This is a genomic window from Deltaproteobacteria bacterium (genome assembly GCA_016709225.1).
Classification (GTDB): Bacteria; Myxococcota_A; Polyangia; order Nannocystales; family Nannocystaceae; genus Xiheibacterium; species Xiheibacterium phototrophicum.
In genome coordinates, this window is record JADJEE010000001.1 from 2,230,945 (window position 1) to 2,246,290 (window position 15,346).

At 71.3% G+C, this 15,346-nt stretch carries 12 protein-coding genes; 7 read left to right on the forward strand and 5 right to left on the reverse strand.

Annotation, left to right across the window (positions count from 1 at the left end):
* Positions 1-6: 6 nt before the first annotated feature.
* From IPH07_09060 to IPH07_09075, 4 genes are all read left to right on the forward strand, one after another.
* Complete coding sequence (locus IPH07_09060; GenBank protein MBK6917535.1) at positions 7-561, forward strand: hypothetical protein; 555 nt, start codon at positions 7-9, stop codon at positions 559-561.
* 324 nt (positions 562-885) lie between these two features.
* Positions 886-2,838: a S9 family peptidase gene (locus IPH07_09065; protein MBK6917536.1), complete on the forward strand. Its 1,953-nt coding sequence runs from the start codon at positions 886-888 to the stop codon at positions 2,836-2,838.
* Positions 2,835-3,458, forward strand: coding sequence for a 4Fe-4S cluster-binding domain-containing protein (locus IPH07_09070; GenBank protein ID MBK6917537.1), 624 nt, complete (start codon positions 2,835-2,837; stop codon positions 3,456-3,458). The genes IPH07_09065 and IPH07_09070 overlap by 4 nt, the downstream gene beginning before the upstream one ends.
* A gap of 252 nt (positions 3,459-3,710) precedes the next feature.
* Positions 3,711-4,178, forward strand: a complete 468-nt coding sequence (locus IPH07_09075; GenBank protein ID MBK6917538.1) for an EVE domain-containing protein — start codon at positions 3,711-3,713, stop codon at positions 4,176-4,178.
* On the opposite strand, the gene IPH07_09080 is transcribed toward IPH07_09075, so the two are convergent.
* The 3 genes from IPH07_09080 to add all read right to left on the reverse strand — a co-directional run bounded on the left by IPH07_09080 (position 4,165) and on the right by add (position 8,258).
* Positions 4,165-4,737, reverse strand: a complete 573-nt coding sequence (locus IPH07_09080) for a hypothetical protein (protein MBK6917539.1) — start codon at positions 4,735-4,737, stop codon at positions 4,165-4,167. The genes IPH07_09075 and IPH07_09080 overlap by 14 nt on opposite strands.
* 38 nt (positions 4,738-4,775) lie before the next feature.
* Positions 4,776-7,034, reverse strand: a complete 2,259-nt coding sequence (locus IPH07_09085) for a nitrite/sulfite reductase (GenBank protein MBK6917540.1) — start codon at positions 7,032-7,034, stop codon at positions 4,776-4,778.
* Positions 7,035-7,220: 186 nt separating this feature from the next.
* Positions 7,221-8,258 (reverse strand): adenosine deaminase, encoded by a 1,038-nt coding sequence (add, locus tag IPH07_09090; protein ID MBK6917541.1) that lies wholly within the window; start codon positions 8,256-8,258, stop codon positions 7,221-7,223.
* Between the two features lie 56 nt (positions 8,259-8,314).
* Between add and nhaC the strand changes: the two genes are divergently transcribed.
* On the forward strand, positions 8,315-9,769 hold the full coding sequence (nhaC, locus tag IPH07_09095) for a Na+/H+ antiporter NhaC (protein ID MBK6917542.1): 1,455 nt from the start codon (positions 8,315-8,317) through the stop codon (positions 9,767-9,769).
* Here the strand turns inward: nhaC and IPH07_09100 are convergent.
* Positions 9,766-10,527 (reverse strand): hypothetical protein, encoded by a 762-nt coding sequence (locus IPH07_09100; protein MBK6917543.1) that lies wholly within the window; start codon positions 10,525-10,527, stop codon positions 9,766-9,768. The two genes, nhaC and IPH07_09100, sit on opposite strands and share 4 nt — an antisense overlap.
* A 334-nt stretch (positions 10,528-10,861) precedes the next feature.
* Between IPH07_09100 and clpB the strand changes: the two genes are divergently transcribed.
* Positions 10,862-13,519, forward strand: coding sequence for an ATP-dependent chaperone ClpB (gene clpB, locus IPH07_09105; protein MBK6917544.1), 2,658 nt, complete (start codon positions 10,862-10,864; stop codon positions 13,517-13,519).
* A 133-nt stretch (positions 13,520-13,652) separates the two neighbouring features.
* Positions 13,653-14,432 carry a PASTA domain-containing protein gene (locus IPH07_09110; GenBank protein MBK6917545.1) on the forward strand — a complete coding sequence of 260 codons (780 nt, stop codon included), beginning with the start codon at positions 13,653-13,655 and terminating at the stop codon, positions 14,430-14,432.
* Between the two features lie 184 nt (positions 14,433-14,616).
* Here IPH07_09110 and IPH07_09115 read toward each other — a convergent pair whose 3' ends face one another.
* Complete coding sequence (locus tag IPH07_09115) at positions 14,617-15,267, reverse strand: DedA family protein (protein ID MBK6917546.1); 651 nt, start codon at positions 15,265-15,267, stop codon at positions 14,617-14,619.
* Positions 15,268-15,346 lie beyond the last annotated feature (79 nt).

The following is a 15,346-nucleotide window of genomic DNA, read 5'->3' on the forward strand; positions in this document are numbered from 1 at the left end:
TTACGCATGACGACGACGGCAAACCTCGGGACGAAGTGGGGCGCGGCGGCACTGGTGGCGGCGACCCTCGCGGCGATCGGCTGTGACGTGCAGCTGATGCCGGAGGCCGCGAGCTACGACGGCGTCGTCACGCCGCGACTCGAGGTCGTGGTGCAGGCCGACGCGATGCCGGCCCAGGACGTCGCCGCCGTCGACCTCGAGCTGGTCGAGGTGTCGCTGCACCGCGAGAGCGACGACGCGTGGGTATGGATCGCCGGCGACGCCGAGAACGTCGAGCTGTCCCTCGGTGGCACCGACGCCCAGGCGGTCGTGCCCTTGCTCGCCGATCACTACGATCGCGTGCGCATCGTGCTCGATACGCCACGGGTCGCGAGCCACGGCAAGTGGAAGCGCGCCGAGCTCGTCGCCGACGAGCTCGAGCTCGAGCTGGACCTCGATCTCGACGCGGACACGCGGCTCGAGCTGCGCTTCGACGTCGCCGAATCGCTGAGCGGCAACGCCAGCGGATGGCGCTTCGAGCCGCGGGCGTGGGCGCACGCGGGCCACGCCCAGCTGCCGTAGCCTTTGGCGCTCGCCCGGCGCGGGACGCCCGCGGTAGGCTACGCGCCCGCCATGCGCGTCACTCCGCTGCTCCCCCTCCTCGTGCTGCTGACCCTCGCGACCTCGTGCGACCGCGAGCCCACGCCCGATGCGGGCGTGCGCAAGGCCCCCGATGCGGGCAAGGCAGGCGCCGCCGAGCCTGACGGCGGCAAGGCGGGCGCCGTCAAACCGGACCCGGGCAAGCCCGCCGTCGCCGAGCCCGCAGCGGGCGCGAAGGATCCCGACGCGCCGATCGAGCTGGCCGCCATCGCCGTCACCGCGCCGCACCCCTTCGGCGTGCGCGACATGCTGGCGATGGATCGCCTCGGCGACCCGGTGCTCGACGGCAAGGGCAACGTCATCTTCGTGCTGCGACAGACCGATCTCGCGGGCAACCGCGGGCGCACCGACCTGTGGAAGGTCGCCATCGCCGGCGGCGCACCCACGCGGCTGACGACGCACCCCGAGTCCGACGACAGCCCCCGCGTCGCGCCCGACGGCACCATCTACTTCTCGTCCGGACGCGGCGGTCAGCCGGGGGTGTGGAAGCTGCCGCCCGGCACCACCGATGCGGTGAAGGTCACCGACCTGCCGCTGCCGATCGCCGCGCTCGCGCTGTCGCCGGCCGGCGATCAGCTGGCGTTCTCGATGGAGGTGTTCGTCGATTGCGAGGACCTCGCGTGCACCAAGGCGCGGCTCGACGCTGCGGCCGCGCAGAAGGCCAGCGGCGTGCTGTACGACCACATGTTCGTGCGGCACTGGGACAGCTGGGCCGACGGTCGCCGCAACCACCTCTTCGTGATGCCCGTCGCCGGCGGCACACCGATCGACGTGACCAAGGGCCTCGACGCCGACGTGCCCAGCAAGCCCTTCGGCGGTGCCGAGGAGTTCACGTTCTCCCCCGACGGCCGCACGATCGTGTTCGGCGCCCGCGACCGCGTGGCGGACGAGCCGTGGTCGACCAACTTCGATCTCTTCGCGGTCGCGAGCGACGGCAACGGTGAGCGCAAGAAGCTCACCGCCGGGAACCCCGCGTGGGACAGCCACCCGCGCTTCTCGCCGGATGGGCAGACGCTCTACTACAAGGCGATGAAGCGGCCCGGCTACGAGGCCGACCGCTTCCACCTGGTCGCGATGTCGTGGCCCGACGGCACGCCCCGCGCCGTCACCGACGCGTGGGATCGATCGATCGACGAGCTGAGCATCGACCCCGACGGCAACACCGCGTGGGTCACCGCCGACGAGCTCGGCCGCAAGAAGGTCTTCGCGGTCGACCTCGCGACCGGCACGGTGACACCGCGCAGCGAGAACGGCTCGGTGGCGTCGGTGCTGGCCGACGCGACCCAGCTGGTGTTCCTGCGCGACGACCTGCGCGCACCCGCCGAGCTGTTCCGCCTGGCCAAGGGCGGCGGCGAGCCGACCGCGATCACGACCATCAACACCACCAAGGTCGCCGCCGCGCAGATGGGCAAGGCCGAGCCGTTCGAGTTCGTCGGTGCCGGCGGTGACACCGTACACGGCTGGGTGGTCGAGCCGGTCGGACTCGACGCCGCCAAGACCTACCCGGTCGCGCTGCTGATCCACGGCGGTCCCCAGGGCAGCTTCGGCGATCACTTCCACTACCGCTGGAACCCGCAGGCCTACGCGGGCGCGGGCTTCGGTGCGGTGATGATCGACTTCCACGGCTCGACCGGCTACGGCCAGGCCTTCACCGACGCGATCAACGACGACTGGGGCGGCAAGCCGCTCACCGACCTCGACAAGGGCCTCGAGGCCGCGCTCGCCAAGTACCCCTGGCTCGACGGCACCCGCGTGTGCGCGCTCGGGGCCTCGTACGGCGGCTACATGATCAACTGGATCGCCGGCAAGCTGCCCGATCGCTTCCGCTGCCTGGTCAACCATGACGGGCTGTTCGACATGCGCTCGATGTACTACGCGACCGAGGAACTGTGGTTCCCCGAGTGGGAGCACCGCGGCCCGCAGTACCTCGTGCCCAAGCGCTACGAGCTGTGGAACCCGGTCAACCTGGTCGCGCGGTGGAAGACGCCGATGCTGGTCATCCACGGCGCGCTCGACTTCCGCGTGCCCGAGGCCCAGGGACTCTCGACCTTCACGGCGCTGCAGCGCCGCGGCATCGAGAGCCGCTACCTGCGGTTCCCCGAGGAGAACCACTGGGTGCTGCGACCGGCCAACAGCATCCAGTGGCACGACACCGTGCTGGCGTGGCTGGCCGATCACACCGCCGCGGGCACGAAGTGACGCGCGACGACAGCCTCGTCGTCGCGGGCGTCGATCCGGGCACCTGCGCCGAGGGGCCACACCGACGCTTCGCGCTGTGGCTGCAGGGCTGCACGCTGGCGTGTCCGGGCTGCTGCAACCCGGAGTTGTTCGACGCCGACGCGGGGCGACGGCGCAACGTGTCGGAGCTGCTCACCGAGATCACCGCGGCGCCCGGCGGTGTCGAAGGCGTGACCGTGGTCGGTGGCGAGCCGCTGCAGCAGCTGCCCGCGCTCACGCGACTGCTGGCCGGCGTGGCGGCGAGCGGGCTCGGCGTGCTGGTGTTCACCGGCTACGAGCCCGACGAGGCCCGTGCGCTACCCGGCTTCGACGCGCTGTGGCAGTGCTGCGACACGCTGGTCGCCGGGCGCTTCGACGCGCGTCGCCGCGACGGCGCGCCGGCGTTCGTGGGCTCGCGCAATCAGACGCTGCTGCATCGCACCACGCGCTACGCCGCCGACGCGCTGTGGCAGGGCCCGCCGATGGCCGAGCTGGTGGTCGAGCCCGACGGCCGGGTTCGCCTCGTCGGTGCGCCGTCGACCGGTCTCGCGCTCGCGCGTGCGCTCGCAGGCCCGCGCGCCCTGCGGCTTGCGGACGCGTGAGCGACTGCGCGATGCTCCGCGGCACCCATGGCGAAGGCGAGGCCCACCGCAAAGACCAAGGCGACCGCGAAGGCGAAGCCCAAGGCGAAGCCCACGCCCGTGTCCAAGGCGAAGCCCGCCGCGAAGCCCAAGGCCGCGTCCAAGGCGAAGCCCGCCGCGAAGCCCACGGCCGCGTCCAAGGCGAAGCCCGCCGCGAAGCCCACGCTGCCGCCGCCTGCGACCGGTGAGGGCGAGTCGCCTCGGCACTGGCTGATGAAGTCGGAACCCGATGCGTTCTCGATCGATCAGCTGGCCGCGATGGGTCGCTCGCCGTGGGACGGCGTGCGCAACTTCATGGCCCGCAATCACATGGACACCATGAAGCTCGGCGACCGGGTGCTGTTCTATCACTCGAGCTGCAACCCGCCCGGCGTGGTCGGCATCGCCGCGGTGAGCCGCGAGAGCCACCCCGACCCGACCGCGTTCGACCCCGCCAGCAAGTACTACGACCCGGGCTCGAGCCGCGACCAGCCGCGTTGGCGCATGGTCGAGGTCGCGTTCGTCGCCAAGCTGCCGCAGATGGTCACGCTCGAGACCATCCGTGACACGCCGGAGCTGTCGGACATGGTCTTGGTGCGCGCCGGTCGGCTTTCGGTGCAGCCCATCACGCGGGCGCACTTCGAGCGCATCGTCGCGATGGGCGGCGGCTCGAGCGACGCCCGCGAACTCACGCGATCGTGAGCTGCGCGAGCGGGCGCGCGGCCATGCGCGCGCGCACGGTCAGCGTGGCGCGGGGATCGACCGCCGCGCGCTCGAGCACGGGGGGCTCGCCCCACGCCGCCGCGATCGCGTCGTGCAGCGGGCCACGCACCCGCTCCCAGCCGGCGTCGTCGTTGGGCGCGCGCAGGCGATCGAGCACGCGTACCTCGAGGCCGCCGGTGTCGAACGACAGCCGCCCCGCGAGGCTCGCGTGCGCCTGCAGCAGCCGCGCCGCGCGGATGACCCGCGCGAGCGCGACGCCGGCGGTGGCGGCCGCGTCGGCGGCCGGCTGACCGCGCTTGCGGTGGTAGGCCAGGCCGACACCGCCGCGGCTGCGATCGATCACGTAGTGCCCCTCGTGGCACACCAGCAGCACGCCGGGTCCCTCGCCGACGTGGGCGTAGTCGGCGACGTCGATCATGACGTCGTCGGTGAGCGCACCGGTGCGGATCCAGTCGTGGAAGACCGGGATGTAGTCGTCGAGCGCGGGGGTCTGCGGGCCGACGATCGCGAGCTTGAAGCCGTAGTTGAGCACGTGCATGGCGTAGTGGGGCGTTTCTCGCGGGGGTCGTGTCTCCGCTAGGGGAGCGGCGCGGACTGGGCCGACAGCTTGGCCTCGCAGGCGTACGCGGCCTCGATGAAGAGCTGGGCCTCCTCGACGTAGTGGTGGGCGTCGTCGTGCGAGGACTGATCGAGATCGCGGCCCGCCAGCGCGAAGAAGTAGTGCGCGAACTTGCCGCCCGCGTACGGATCGAAGAACAGCTTGGTGTCGTAGTAGCGGGCGCGGAACTGCTCGACGATGCGCGCCGGGTCGTCGTCGATGTCGAAGGTCTGCGCGCGCACCAGGGCCTTGGCGGCCAGCAACATCGCCGACAGGGCATCCTTGGCGGCGCCGACCGCATCGCCGCGCTCGAGCTTCTCGGAGGCCTCGAAGGCCACGCGCTCGCCATCGGAGAGGCCGAACTTCGCGACCGACACGATCTCGCCGGCACACTCGCCGACGCCGATGTCGCCGATGCCGTACTCCCGAGGGTCGGCCCAGTCGTGGTAGAGGTCGCGGGCCTGCTCGTAGCTCGGCACGTCCATCAGGTCCGACAACATCTCGCGGACCTTGGACTTGCCGATGCGCTTCACGAAGGCCTGGAAGCCCTCGCCGACCGTGCGCTCCTCGACGAAGCGGGCGGTGATGCGATCGACGACCTCGGGGATGCGCTTGCTCGGCACCGCGCCGATCGCCAGGCCGAACTGCCCGGCGTTGTGGGTCCACTGCCCGCCGAGCACGACCTGGAAGTGCGGCACGCGACGGCCGTCGACGTTGCGCTGCACGCCGAGGAAGCCGAGGTCGGCGACGTGGTGCTGCCCGCACGAGTTGAAGCAACCGCTGACCTTGATGCGCAGGCCGCCGATGGCCTCGTCGTGTCCGGCGCTGCGGGCCGCCAGCCGCTGCCGCAGCTCACCGGCCAGGCCGCGGCTGGCCGAGATGCCGAGCTTGCAGGTGTCGGTGCCGGGGCACGCGGTGACGTCGACGATGGTCTCGGCACCGGGCGCGGCCAGACCGAGCGCCGCCAGGCGCTGGTAGACCGCCGGCACGTCGGCCTCGGGCACCCAGCGCAACACCAAGTTCTGCTCGACCGTGAGCCGCACCGCATCGCCGGTGAACTCGCGCGCGAGATCGGCGAGCCCGCGGGCCTGATCCGGGGTGAAGTCGCCGAGCGGCATCGTCACCGACACCACGGCGTAGCCGCTCTGCCGCTGCGGTCGCACGTTGGTCGCCCACCACGCGTCCATCGGGTCGCCAGGCTTGCGCACGCGCAGCGCCGGCGCCGGCGGCTTCTTGGGCTGATCGTGGGCCGCGACGTCACCGATCCACGCGGTCCAGCGGGCATCGACGGGAATGCGGTCGCGCTCCTCGAGCACCACGCGCCGGAACTCCTCGAGGCCCATCTTCTTCACGACGAACTTGAGCCGCGCACGGGCGCGGTTCTGCTTCTCGCCGTGGCGCGCGAACACGCGGCACACCGCCTGCGCCAGCGGCAACATCTCGGCCTCGGGTACGAACTCGTCGAGTGCCAGCGCCTGGTGCGGCACCGCGCCCAGACCACCGCCGACGTAGAATGCGAAGCCGCGCTGCTCCTTGCCGTCGACCTCGCGCGTGAGCGCGACCAGGCCGATGTCGTGCATGAGCGCCAGCCCGCACGCCTCGGTCGCACAGCCCGAGAATGCAATCTTGAACTTGCGGCCGAAGTCCTGGGTGTCGGGGTGGCCGAGCAGGTAGTCGGCCAACGCCTTGGCGTAGGGCGTGATGTCGAACGCCTCGGTCTTGCACACGCCGGCGATCGGGCAGCCGGTCACGTTGCGCACCGAGTTGCCGCAGGCCTCACGGGTGGTGATCCCGACCGCGGCCAGGCGACGGAACAGGTCCGGGGTGTCGTCGATGTTCACGAAGTGCAGCTGGATGTCCTGGCGCGTCGTCACGTGCAGGATGTCGTCCGAGTACTCCTCGGCGACGTCGGCCAGCACGTCGAGCTGCGCGGCCGTGAGGGCGCCGAACGGGATCTTGAGCCGCACCATGCCGGGTGCGTCCCACACCGTCTCGGGGCCCTTGGTCAGATCACCGCAGGGGAACGACAGCGTCTGATCCTTCTCGCCGTCCCAGCGCTTGCCGTTGTCGTAGCGCTGTCCGTAGGCACCGCGACGCAGTCGCGTCTCCGCGAACAGCTTGTCCTCGATCTTGCCTTCCTTGCGCAGCTCGAGCTGCCGCTCGAAGACATCGATCTCCTGCTCGAGCTGCGGCGTCGCAGCACCGGCCAGCCGTTCTTTCCAACGCACGTCGTCCATGGGTCGTCTTCTCGTCGTCACGCCACCGGGCGACGAAGCGCGCCCGTCCGGCCGAAGGTTGGCCGGTCACCCGTGGGGGAGTTGTCCCAAACCTGACCGTAAAGTCAATCTCACCCCCCTCGAAGGGCGCCGAACGCCCCGCAATTCATGGGCCTTTGGTAGATTGTTTTATACGGTATCCGGCCGCTAATTTGGGTCGCCGCCGGCGCCGTCGCGGGGTCCCAGCCAGGCGGCGCGGGTGTCCGCGTCCATCACCGCGGCGTCGAGCGAGCGACGGGTGAGCCGCTCGATCGTCGCGCGGTCCCAGCCGAACGCGGCCGCGCAGCGCAGGTACTCGTCGACCAGCTCCACGCCGAACAGCGCCGGATCGTCGGTCGCGAGCACGGCCGCGACGCCAGCATCGAGCAGCGCGGGCAGTGGATGCGACGCGAGGTCGGCATGCACACCCAGCGCGACGTTGCTGCTCGGGCACACCTCGAGCACCACGCCGCGATCGGCGAGCTCGCGGACGAGGGCTGCGTCTTCGATCGCACGCACGCCGTGGCCGATGCGCGTGGCCCCGAGGCGATCGATCGCCGCACGCACACTGGCGGGACCGAGGAACTCGCCGGCGTGCGGCAATGCGGCGAGTCCGGCCGCGCGTGCGCGCTCGAACACCGGCACCACCGCATCCAGCGGATGATCCGGCGCCTCGGGCCCCGCGAGTCCCAGCCCGGCGACCGCGGCCCGCTCACGCTCGGCGAGCGCGAGCGCGAACGCCAGGGTCGGCGCGGCCTGGTCGTCGAAGCCGCGCACGATGTCGAACACGTAGGCGATCGAGACCCCGATCGCCGCCGCGGCCGCGCGACCGGCCAGCAGCCCCTCGCGCATCACCTCGAGCGGCACGCCCCGCGCCGCGTGGGTCATCGGCGTGAACGTCACCTCCGCGTGCACGACCCCACCGTCGCGCAGCCGCAGCGCCAGCGACGCGACCGCCTCGCACAGATCCTCGGGCGTCTGCAGACACCGCGACAGCGCCAGGTACACGCGGATGAACGCCGCGAAGTCGGCAAAGCGATAGGCCGCCCGCACGCCTTCGATACCACCCTCGTCGCCGGGCAGGCGCACGCCGTGGCGCGCCGCGAGCCGCAGCGCCAGCGCGGCGTCGATCGAGCCCTCGAGGTGCACGTGTAGCTCCGCCTTGGGCAGCGCTGTGACGAAGGAACGGAGGTCGTCGTCGTCCATGCCCGGCTAGGGCGAGAGCGTAGAACAGATCGATGCGCCCAAGCGCCCGCGCGTTGATGCTATGGTCGCTGCCGCCCCCCGTGTCGGACTCCGCCGCCACGCCGCTGCCGCGACCGATCCCGCTGTGGGCCGCGGCGCTGCCGATCCTCGCCCTCATCGGCCTCTTGTCGCTGGTGATCCTGGTGTTGCCGAAGCTCCAGCCGGGGTTCGAGGGCACCGGGCACCTGCCGCTGGTCGCAGCCGCGGCGGTGGCGGCGATCGTCGCACGGGCCCACGGCCACCGCTGGGACGCGATCGAGTCTGGCATCGTCGAGGCGATCAAGCTGTCGATGGGCGCCATGCTGATCCTGTGCGTGATCGGCATGCTGATGGGCACGTGGATCGCCGCCGGTGTGGTGCCGGCGCTCATCCACTGGGGGCTCGATCTGCTGGCGCCGAGCTACTTCCTACCGACCGCCTGTGCGGTCTGCTCGGTCGTCAGCCTGGTGAGCGGATCGTCATGGTCGACCGCGGGCACGGTCGGGCTGGCGTTGGTCGGGGTCGGCACCGCGCTCGGCATCGATCCGGCCATGACCGCAGGCGCGGTCGTGAGCGGCGCGTACTTCGGCGACAAGCTCTCGCCGATGTCGGACACCACCAACCTGGCGCCGGCGATGGCCGGCACCGACCTGTTCTCCCACGTGCGGCACATGCTGTGGACCACGGTGCCGTCGTGGAGCATCGCGATGCTCGCCTACGTGGTGCTCAGCCTGACGGTCGACGTCGATCCGAACGCCGGCTCGGTGGCGGCGATCCAGTCCGCGATCGAGGGCCGCTTCTCACCGGGGTTGCTGCACCTGATGCCACCGGTGGTCGTGATCGTGCTGGTGGCGCGGCGCATGCCCGCGCTGCCGACCCTCCTGCTCGGCGTGGTCATCGGCGGCCTGATCGCGGTCGCGTTCGAGTCGAGCACCCTGCCCGAGGTGCTCGACGCGGCGCTGCGCGGCTACAAGTCCGCCACCGGCGACGCCGCGGTCGACGAGCTGCTCAGCCGCGGCGGGCTGTTCTCGATGGCCAACACCGTGCTGCTGATCCTGTGCGCGATGAGCTTCGGCGGCGTGATGGAGTCGTCGGGCATGCTCGCGGTGCTCGCCAGCTGGCTGCTGCGGCTGGCCCACTCGGCCGGCTCGCTCATCGCCGTCACGGTGCTGACCGCCTGCGGCATGAACGTCGTCGCAGCCGACCAGTACATCTCGATCGTGGTGCCCGGCCGGATGTTCGCACCGGCGTTCCGCGAGCGCGGGCTCGATCCCAAGAACCTCTCGCGCGCGCTCGAGGACGGCGGCACGCTGACCTCCGCGATCGTGCCGTGGAACACCTGCGGCGCATTCATGGCCGCGACCCTGCTGGTCCCGACCGTCGACTACCTGCCCTACGCGGTGCTGAACTACATCAACCCGGTGGTCGCGATCGTGCTCGCGACGCTGGGCATCTCGATCGCCCGCGCGCCAGGTGCCGCGGGCTCCGGCTAGCCGCGCGCGGCACCGAAGCGCCAGGTCCAGGTGAGCCCACCGGCGGTGGGTCGCCCACGGCGATCGCCGTCGAGCCAGGCCCCGACCGAGCCGCCGCGTTCCCAGATGCGGTGCTTGTTGCGTCGGGTGACACCGACCGCGAGCAACACCGCGCCGGTGATGAGCATGAGCGATCCGTAGCTGACCCGCACGATCGAGAGCGCGAGCAGGCCCTTGCACTGATCACGGGTCGGCGTGGCGCCGATCGATTGCCAGCGCTCGCTGCAGTGCCCCGGCGCGCTCAACCACACCATGCTGGCGGCCGAGGCGACCGAGAGCGTACCGAGCGGCACGAGGATCGAGCCGGCGATGATCTCGTCGTCGCCGTCGGGGGGCTCGCGGCCGGCGGTCTTGCGCAGGTCCCAGTAGCCGCCGACGACTCCGCCGGGCGGCTCCACCGAGGGCGCTGGCCCACCCTGCGTGGCGGCGTCGAGCGACGGTGGCGGCGGCGACTCGCGGAAGCGGCCGCGACTGGGCGCCGGCGGCTCCGGCTCGGGCTCGACGTCGTCCGGCGCGGCGTCGTCGCTCGACGCATCGTCGCGCACGACGTCTGGGTCCGACGCGTCGTCCTGCGGTGCGCCTTCGCGGGGTGCGTCGTCGACGGGCGCATCGATCGCCTCGGCGTCGGCGCTCGGCGAGGGCTTCGCCGCAGCCGTGCGCGTGGGCGCAGCCACCAGCGTGCGTGCCCACGCCGGCTGTGGCACGGCCGTGCTCGCCACGGTGGTGCCGAGCAGCACGCACAGCCCCGCGCGAGCCGACCACGATCGGGCGCCCGCAACGACTGCGCACCTGCCTCGCGCACGCGCGTGCAGGCATGCGACGTCGTCGTGGCGTGCGACGTCGTCGTGCCCAAAGGCCGCATGCTGCGGTCGCATCGCGGCAAGCGTACCGGATCGCGACCATCGCCGCCTTCGCGCCGGTGATCGAGCGCGGGCCCACGCGCGGCCGGCTCCGCTCGGGTTGCGCCGGGTTTGGCACGACCCATGATGCGCCAGAGCCGAAGCGCCGATGTCCGCTGGTGGACGGCGTCGACTCGAATCGAAGGGAGCCGTCATGCCCGCGTTCAGCCCCGAGACCGCGACCGTCAAGACCCGTCATGCGCTCGCTCACGCACAGGCGATGGCGAAGGAGCTCGGTCACCCCGAGCTCACCAGCCTCCATCTGTTGACCGCGTGCGCGCAGCAAGACGGTGGCCTGGTCGCGCCGCTGCTCGAGCGCGCCGGCGTGCACGCCTCGGCGTTGCAGCGCGTGCTGGCACGCGAGCTCGGCAAGCTGCCCAAGACCCAGGGCGCCGATCTCCGCCTGAGCAAGGAGCTCGGCGAACTGCTCGACCTCGCGGCCGCCGAGGCCGATGCGCTGCACGACAAGTTCGTGAGCACCGAGCACATCGTGCTCGGCGCGCTCACCGAGAAGGCCGCCCGCAGCAAGGTCCGCGCGGCCGCGGTGCTCGAGGAGCTCGGCGCCAGCCGTGAGCTGGTGCTCTCGGCGCTGCGCGACGTGCGGGGCAATCAGCGCGTCGACACCGAGGAGCCCGAGGGCAAGTACGAGGCGCTCGAGAAGTACGCCCGCGATCTCACCGCGCTGGCGCGCCGCGAGAAGCTCGATCCGGTGATCGGCCGCGACGCGGAGATCCGCCGCACGCTGCAGGTGTTGTCGCGTCGCACCAAGAACAACCCGGTGCTGATCGGCGACCCCGGCGTCGGCAAGACCGCGATCGCCGAGGGCATCGCCCAGCGCATCGCCGCCGGCGACGTGCCCGAGAGCCTCCGCGACAAGCGACTGCTGCAGCTCGACCTGGCCGCGCTGGTCGCCGGCGCGAAGTACCGCGGCGAGTTCGAGGAGCGGCTCAAGGCCGTGCTCACCGAGGTCGCCGAGGCCCAGGGCAAGATCATCCTCTTCATCGACGAGCTCCACACGCTCGTCGGTGCCGGCAAGGGCGAGGGCGCGCAGGACGCCGCCCACATCCTCAAGCCGGCGCTGGCCCGCGGCGAGCTGCGCTGCATCGGGGCCACGACGCTCGACGAGTACCGCAAGCACATCGAGAAGGACAAGGCGCTCGAGCGACGCTTCCAGCCAGTGCTCGTCGAGGAGCCGTCGGTCGAGGACACCATCGCGATCCTGCGCGGGCTCTCGGCGCGCTTCGAGACCCACCACGGCGTGCGCATCCAGGACGCCGCGCTGGTGGCCGCCGCACGGCTGTCGCACCGCTACATCCAGAACCGCTTCCTGCCCGACAAGGCCATCGACCTGGTCGACGAGGCCTCGGCCAAGCTGAAGATGGAGGTCGAGAGCACGCCGACGCCGATCGACGAGCGTGAGCGCAGGATCACCCGCCTGCAGATCGAGAAGTCGGCGCTGCGGCGCGAGAAGCAGACCCCGGCCGTGTCCGATCGACTCGGCGCGGTCGAGGCCGAGCTCGCGACGCTGGGCGAGGAGGTCGCCGCGATGCGCTCGCGCTGGCAGACCGAGCGCGAGAAGATCGCCGAGATCAAGCAGATGTCGGAGCAGATCGAGAACGTGCGCGCCGAGGCCACCCGCGCCGAGCGCTCGGGCGATCTCAACCGCGCCGCCGAGCTCACCTACGGCACGCTGCGAGAGCTCGAGCGCAACCGCGAGCACGCCCGCGAGGTGCTCAAGCAAGCACTCGCCGAGGGCTCGTTCCTGCGCGAGGAGGTCACCGACGAGGACATCGCGGCGATCGTTGCCAAGTGGACCGGCATCCCGGTGTCGCGGATGTTGGAGAGCGAGCAATCGCGGCTGCTCGGCATCGAGGCCAAGCTGCACCAGCGCGTGGTCGGCCAGGACGAGGCGGTCAAGCGCGTCGCGGCGGCCGTGCGCCAGTCGCGGGCGGGCCTGGGCGATCCCAACCGCCCGGTCGGGTCATTCCTCTTTCTCGGGCCCACCGGCGTCGGCAAGACCGAGCTGGCCAAGGCACTCGCGGAGTTCCTGTTCGACGACGAGCGCCACGTGGTGCGCATCGACATGAGCGAGTACATGGAGAAGTTCTCGGTCTCGCGGCTCATCGGGGCCCCGCCCGGCTACGTCGGCTACGACGAGGGTGGCCAGCTCACCGAGGCCGTGCGCCGCCGCCCGTACTCCGTGGTGCTGCTCGACGAGATCGAGAAGGCCCACGCCGATGTGTTCAACCTGCTGCTGCAGGTGCTCGACGACGGGCGCCTCACCGACAGCCAGGGTCGCACGGTCGACTTCCGCAACACCATCGTGCTGATGACCAGCAACGTCGGCAGCGACCGCGTGCGGGCCGAAGGTGGCGACGATCCCCGCGAGGCCGCGAGGCTGCGCGAGGCCGCACTGCGGGCCCACTTCCGGCCCGAGTTCTTGAACCGCCTCGACGGCATCATCGCCTTTGCGCCGCTGGGTCGCGATCAGCTGCGCGGCATCGTCGACATCCAGCTCGATCGCCTGCGCCCGCGGCTGGCCCAGCGCGACCTGGCGCTCGAGGTCACGACGGCCGCCAGCGACCGCCTGGCCGAGCGGGGCTACGACGCCGAGTTCGGCGCACGCCCGCTCAAGCGGCTCATCCAGCAGGCGATCGTCGACCCGCTGTCGCTCGCGCTGCTCGAGGGCAAGGTGCAGCCCCACGACACCGTGGTGGTCGAGGCGGTCGACGAGCACGACGCCCGCTACGACGAGGGCCGCGCGGGCATCGTGGTGACACCCCGCCACGGCGAGCTCGCCAGCGGGGCCTGAGTCGACCGCCACGGGCGGGTGATGCGGGCGCCTCGGCACGCATCACCCGCACTGCGCGCCCGTACAGAGCACCGCGGGGGGCGTCATTGCTGCTAGACTGCGGGGCCGAGATTCGATCTCGGCTGCTCGAGCGATGAACGACGCGCTGAAGATGTTCCTCATCGCGCTGGTGACGACGATCGCGTCTCAGCTCCTGCTGGGCCCGTACATCCTCAAGCTGCAGGGGGTCATGCCCATCACGCCCACCACGGTGGCGCCGATGGTGGAGCAGAGCGTGCCCGCGCCGAGCGGCGGCGGGGTCGAGGGCGCCAAGCTGGCCGCACCGAACCTCGAGGGCATCCTCGTCGACGAGGCGCGCGATCGCTGGCGCGCCAAGGGCATCGAGATCATCGAGGAGGACGAGCGAGACGGCTCGGGCGCCGAGCCCGGCACGATCCTGCAGCAGCGACCCGCCCCCGGCGCCGAGCTCTCGACCCGCGAGATCCGCGTGGTGGTGGCGCGCAAGAGCGAGGCGAGCAAGGTCCCGGACGTCACCGGCAAGGCCGTCGACGACGCGCGCAAGCAGCTCGAGGAGGCCGGTTTCGAGGTCCCCGCACCGTCGCCCGAGGCCTCCGAAAAGCCCGCCAACACCGTGCTGCGTCAGACCCCGGCGGCGGGCGAGGGCGCGAAGAAGGGCTCGGTCGTGCGACTGGTGATCGCCGAGCCGGCCGGCATCGAGGTGCCGAAGTTCACCGGCCTCTATCTGGGCAAGGCCAAGAAGGCGATCACCGACGCCGGCCTCGTGATCGGGCCGATCCGCCGGGTCGAGCACGCCGAGCTGGGCCAGGACTACGTGCTCAAGCAGACCCCGGTCGCGGGCGAGAAGGTCCCACCGGGCACCGAGGTCGAGCTCGTGGTCGTCGCGCCGAACTAGTACCTCGACACAGCGATAGTGATGGGTCAGAACGCCGTCATGGCCGCGACTCCGCAAGGCGCCGTGCCGCCGGAATACCGGGCGTATTTCAAGGTGCGGCAACGCAGCGAGGCGCGGTCAGGGCGGTGTTATGGCCCGTCACTATCGCTGTGTCGAGGTACTAGTACCTCGACACGGCGAGCGCTCACGTCGGCGGGGGCTCGGGCGATCGTCGGGCGCGGATGAACTCGACGACGGCGGGGATCACCGAGACGATGATGATCGCGAAGATGACGTACGTGAAGTTCTTCTTCACGAACGGCAACTCGCCGAACTGGTTGCCGAGCAGCAGGAACGACCACACCCACGCGATGGCGCCGCTGACGTTGTAGAGCGCGAAGCGTGCGTAGCTCATCTCGCCGATGCCGGCCACGAACGGCGCGAAGGTGCGGATGATCGGGATGAAGCGCGCGAGGATGATGGTCTTGCCGCCGTGGCGGGCGTAGAAGGCCTGCGCGCGCATGAGGTGCTGGCGGTTGAGCAGCCGCGAGGTCTGGCTCGAGAACACCCTGGGCCCGAGCTTGCGACCGACCGCGTAGTTCACCGCGTCGCCCGCGATCGCGGCCACCGTGAGCGCCAGACCCACGAGCCACACGTTGATGGGCGAGCCCTCGGTGGCCGACAGCGCGCCGACGGCGAACAGCAGCGAGTCGCCAGGCAAGAACGGCGTCACGACCAGCCCGGTCTCGGCGAACACCACCGCGAACAGCAGCACGTACAGCCAACCGCCGAAGTCGGCGGCCCAGCCGTTGAGGTAGCGATCGAGGTGCAGGACGATGTCGAACAGCTGGCGCAACGGCTTGGTCTCGCGGACCGGATCTCTATCAGGTCGCGCGTCGCATGGGCACCACCCCAAGCGGGCCTTGGGACCCGAG

Excerpts from the sequence above, each read along its gene's own strand:
- IPH07_09085 (MBK6917540.1), bottom strand. The coding sequence starts at position 7,034 with ATGGACGACGTGCGTTGGAAAGAACGGCTGGCCGGTGCTGCGACGCCG.
- IPH07_09065 (MBK6917536.1), top strand. The coding sequence starts at position 886 with ATGCTGGCGATGGATCGCCTCGGCGACCCGGTGCTCGACGGCAAGGGC.
- IPH07_09080 (MBK6917539.1), bottom strand. The coding sequence starts at position 4,737 with ATGCACGTGCTCAACTACGGCTTCAAGCTCGCGATCGTCGGCCCGCAG.
- IPH07_09110 (MBK6917545.1), top strand. The coding sequence starts at position 13,653 with ATGAACGACGCGCTGAAGATGTTCCTCATCGCGCTGGTGACGACGATC.
- IPH07_09075 (MBK6917538.1), top strand. The coding sequence starts at position 3,711 with ATGAAGTCGGAACCCGATGCGTTCTCGATCGATCAGCTGGCCGCGATG.
- clpB (MBK6917544.1), top strand. The coding sequence starts at position 10,862 with ATGCCCGCGTTCAGCCCCGAGACCGCGACCGTCAAGACCCGTCATGCG.
- nhaC (MBK6917542.1), top strand. The coding sequence starts at position 8,315 with ATGCTATGGTCGCTGCCGCCCCCCGTGTCGGACTCCGCCGCCACGCCG.
- IPH07_09060 (MBK6917535.1), top strand. The coding sequence starts at position 7 with ATGACGACGACGGCAAACCTCGGGACGAAGTGGGGCGCGGCGGCACTG.
- add (MBK6917541.1), bottom strand. The coding sequence starts at position 8,258 with ATGGACGACGACGACCTCCGTTCCTTCGTCACAGCGCTGCCCAAGGCG.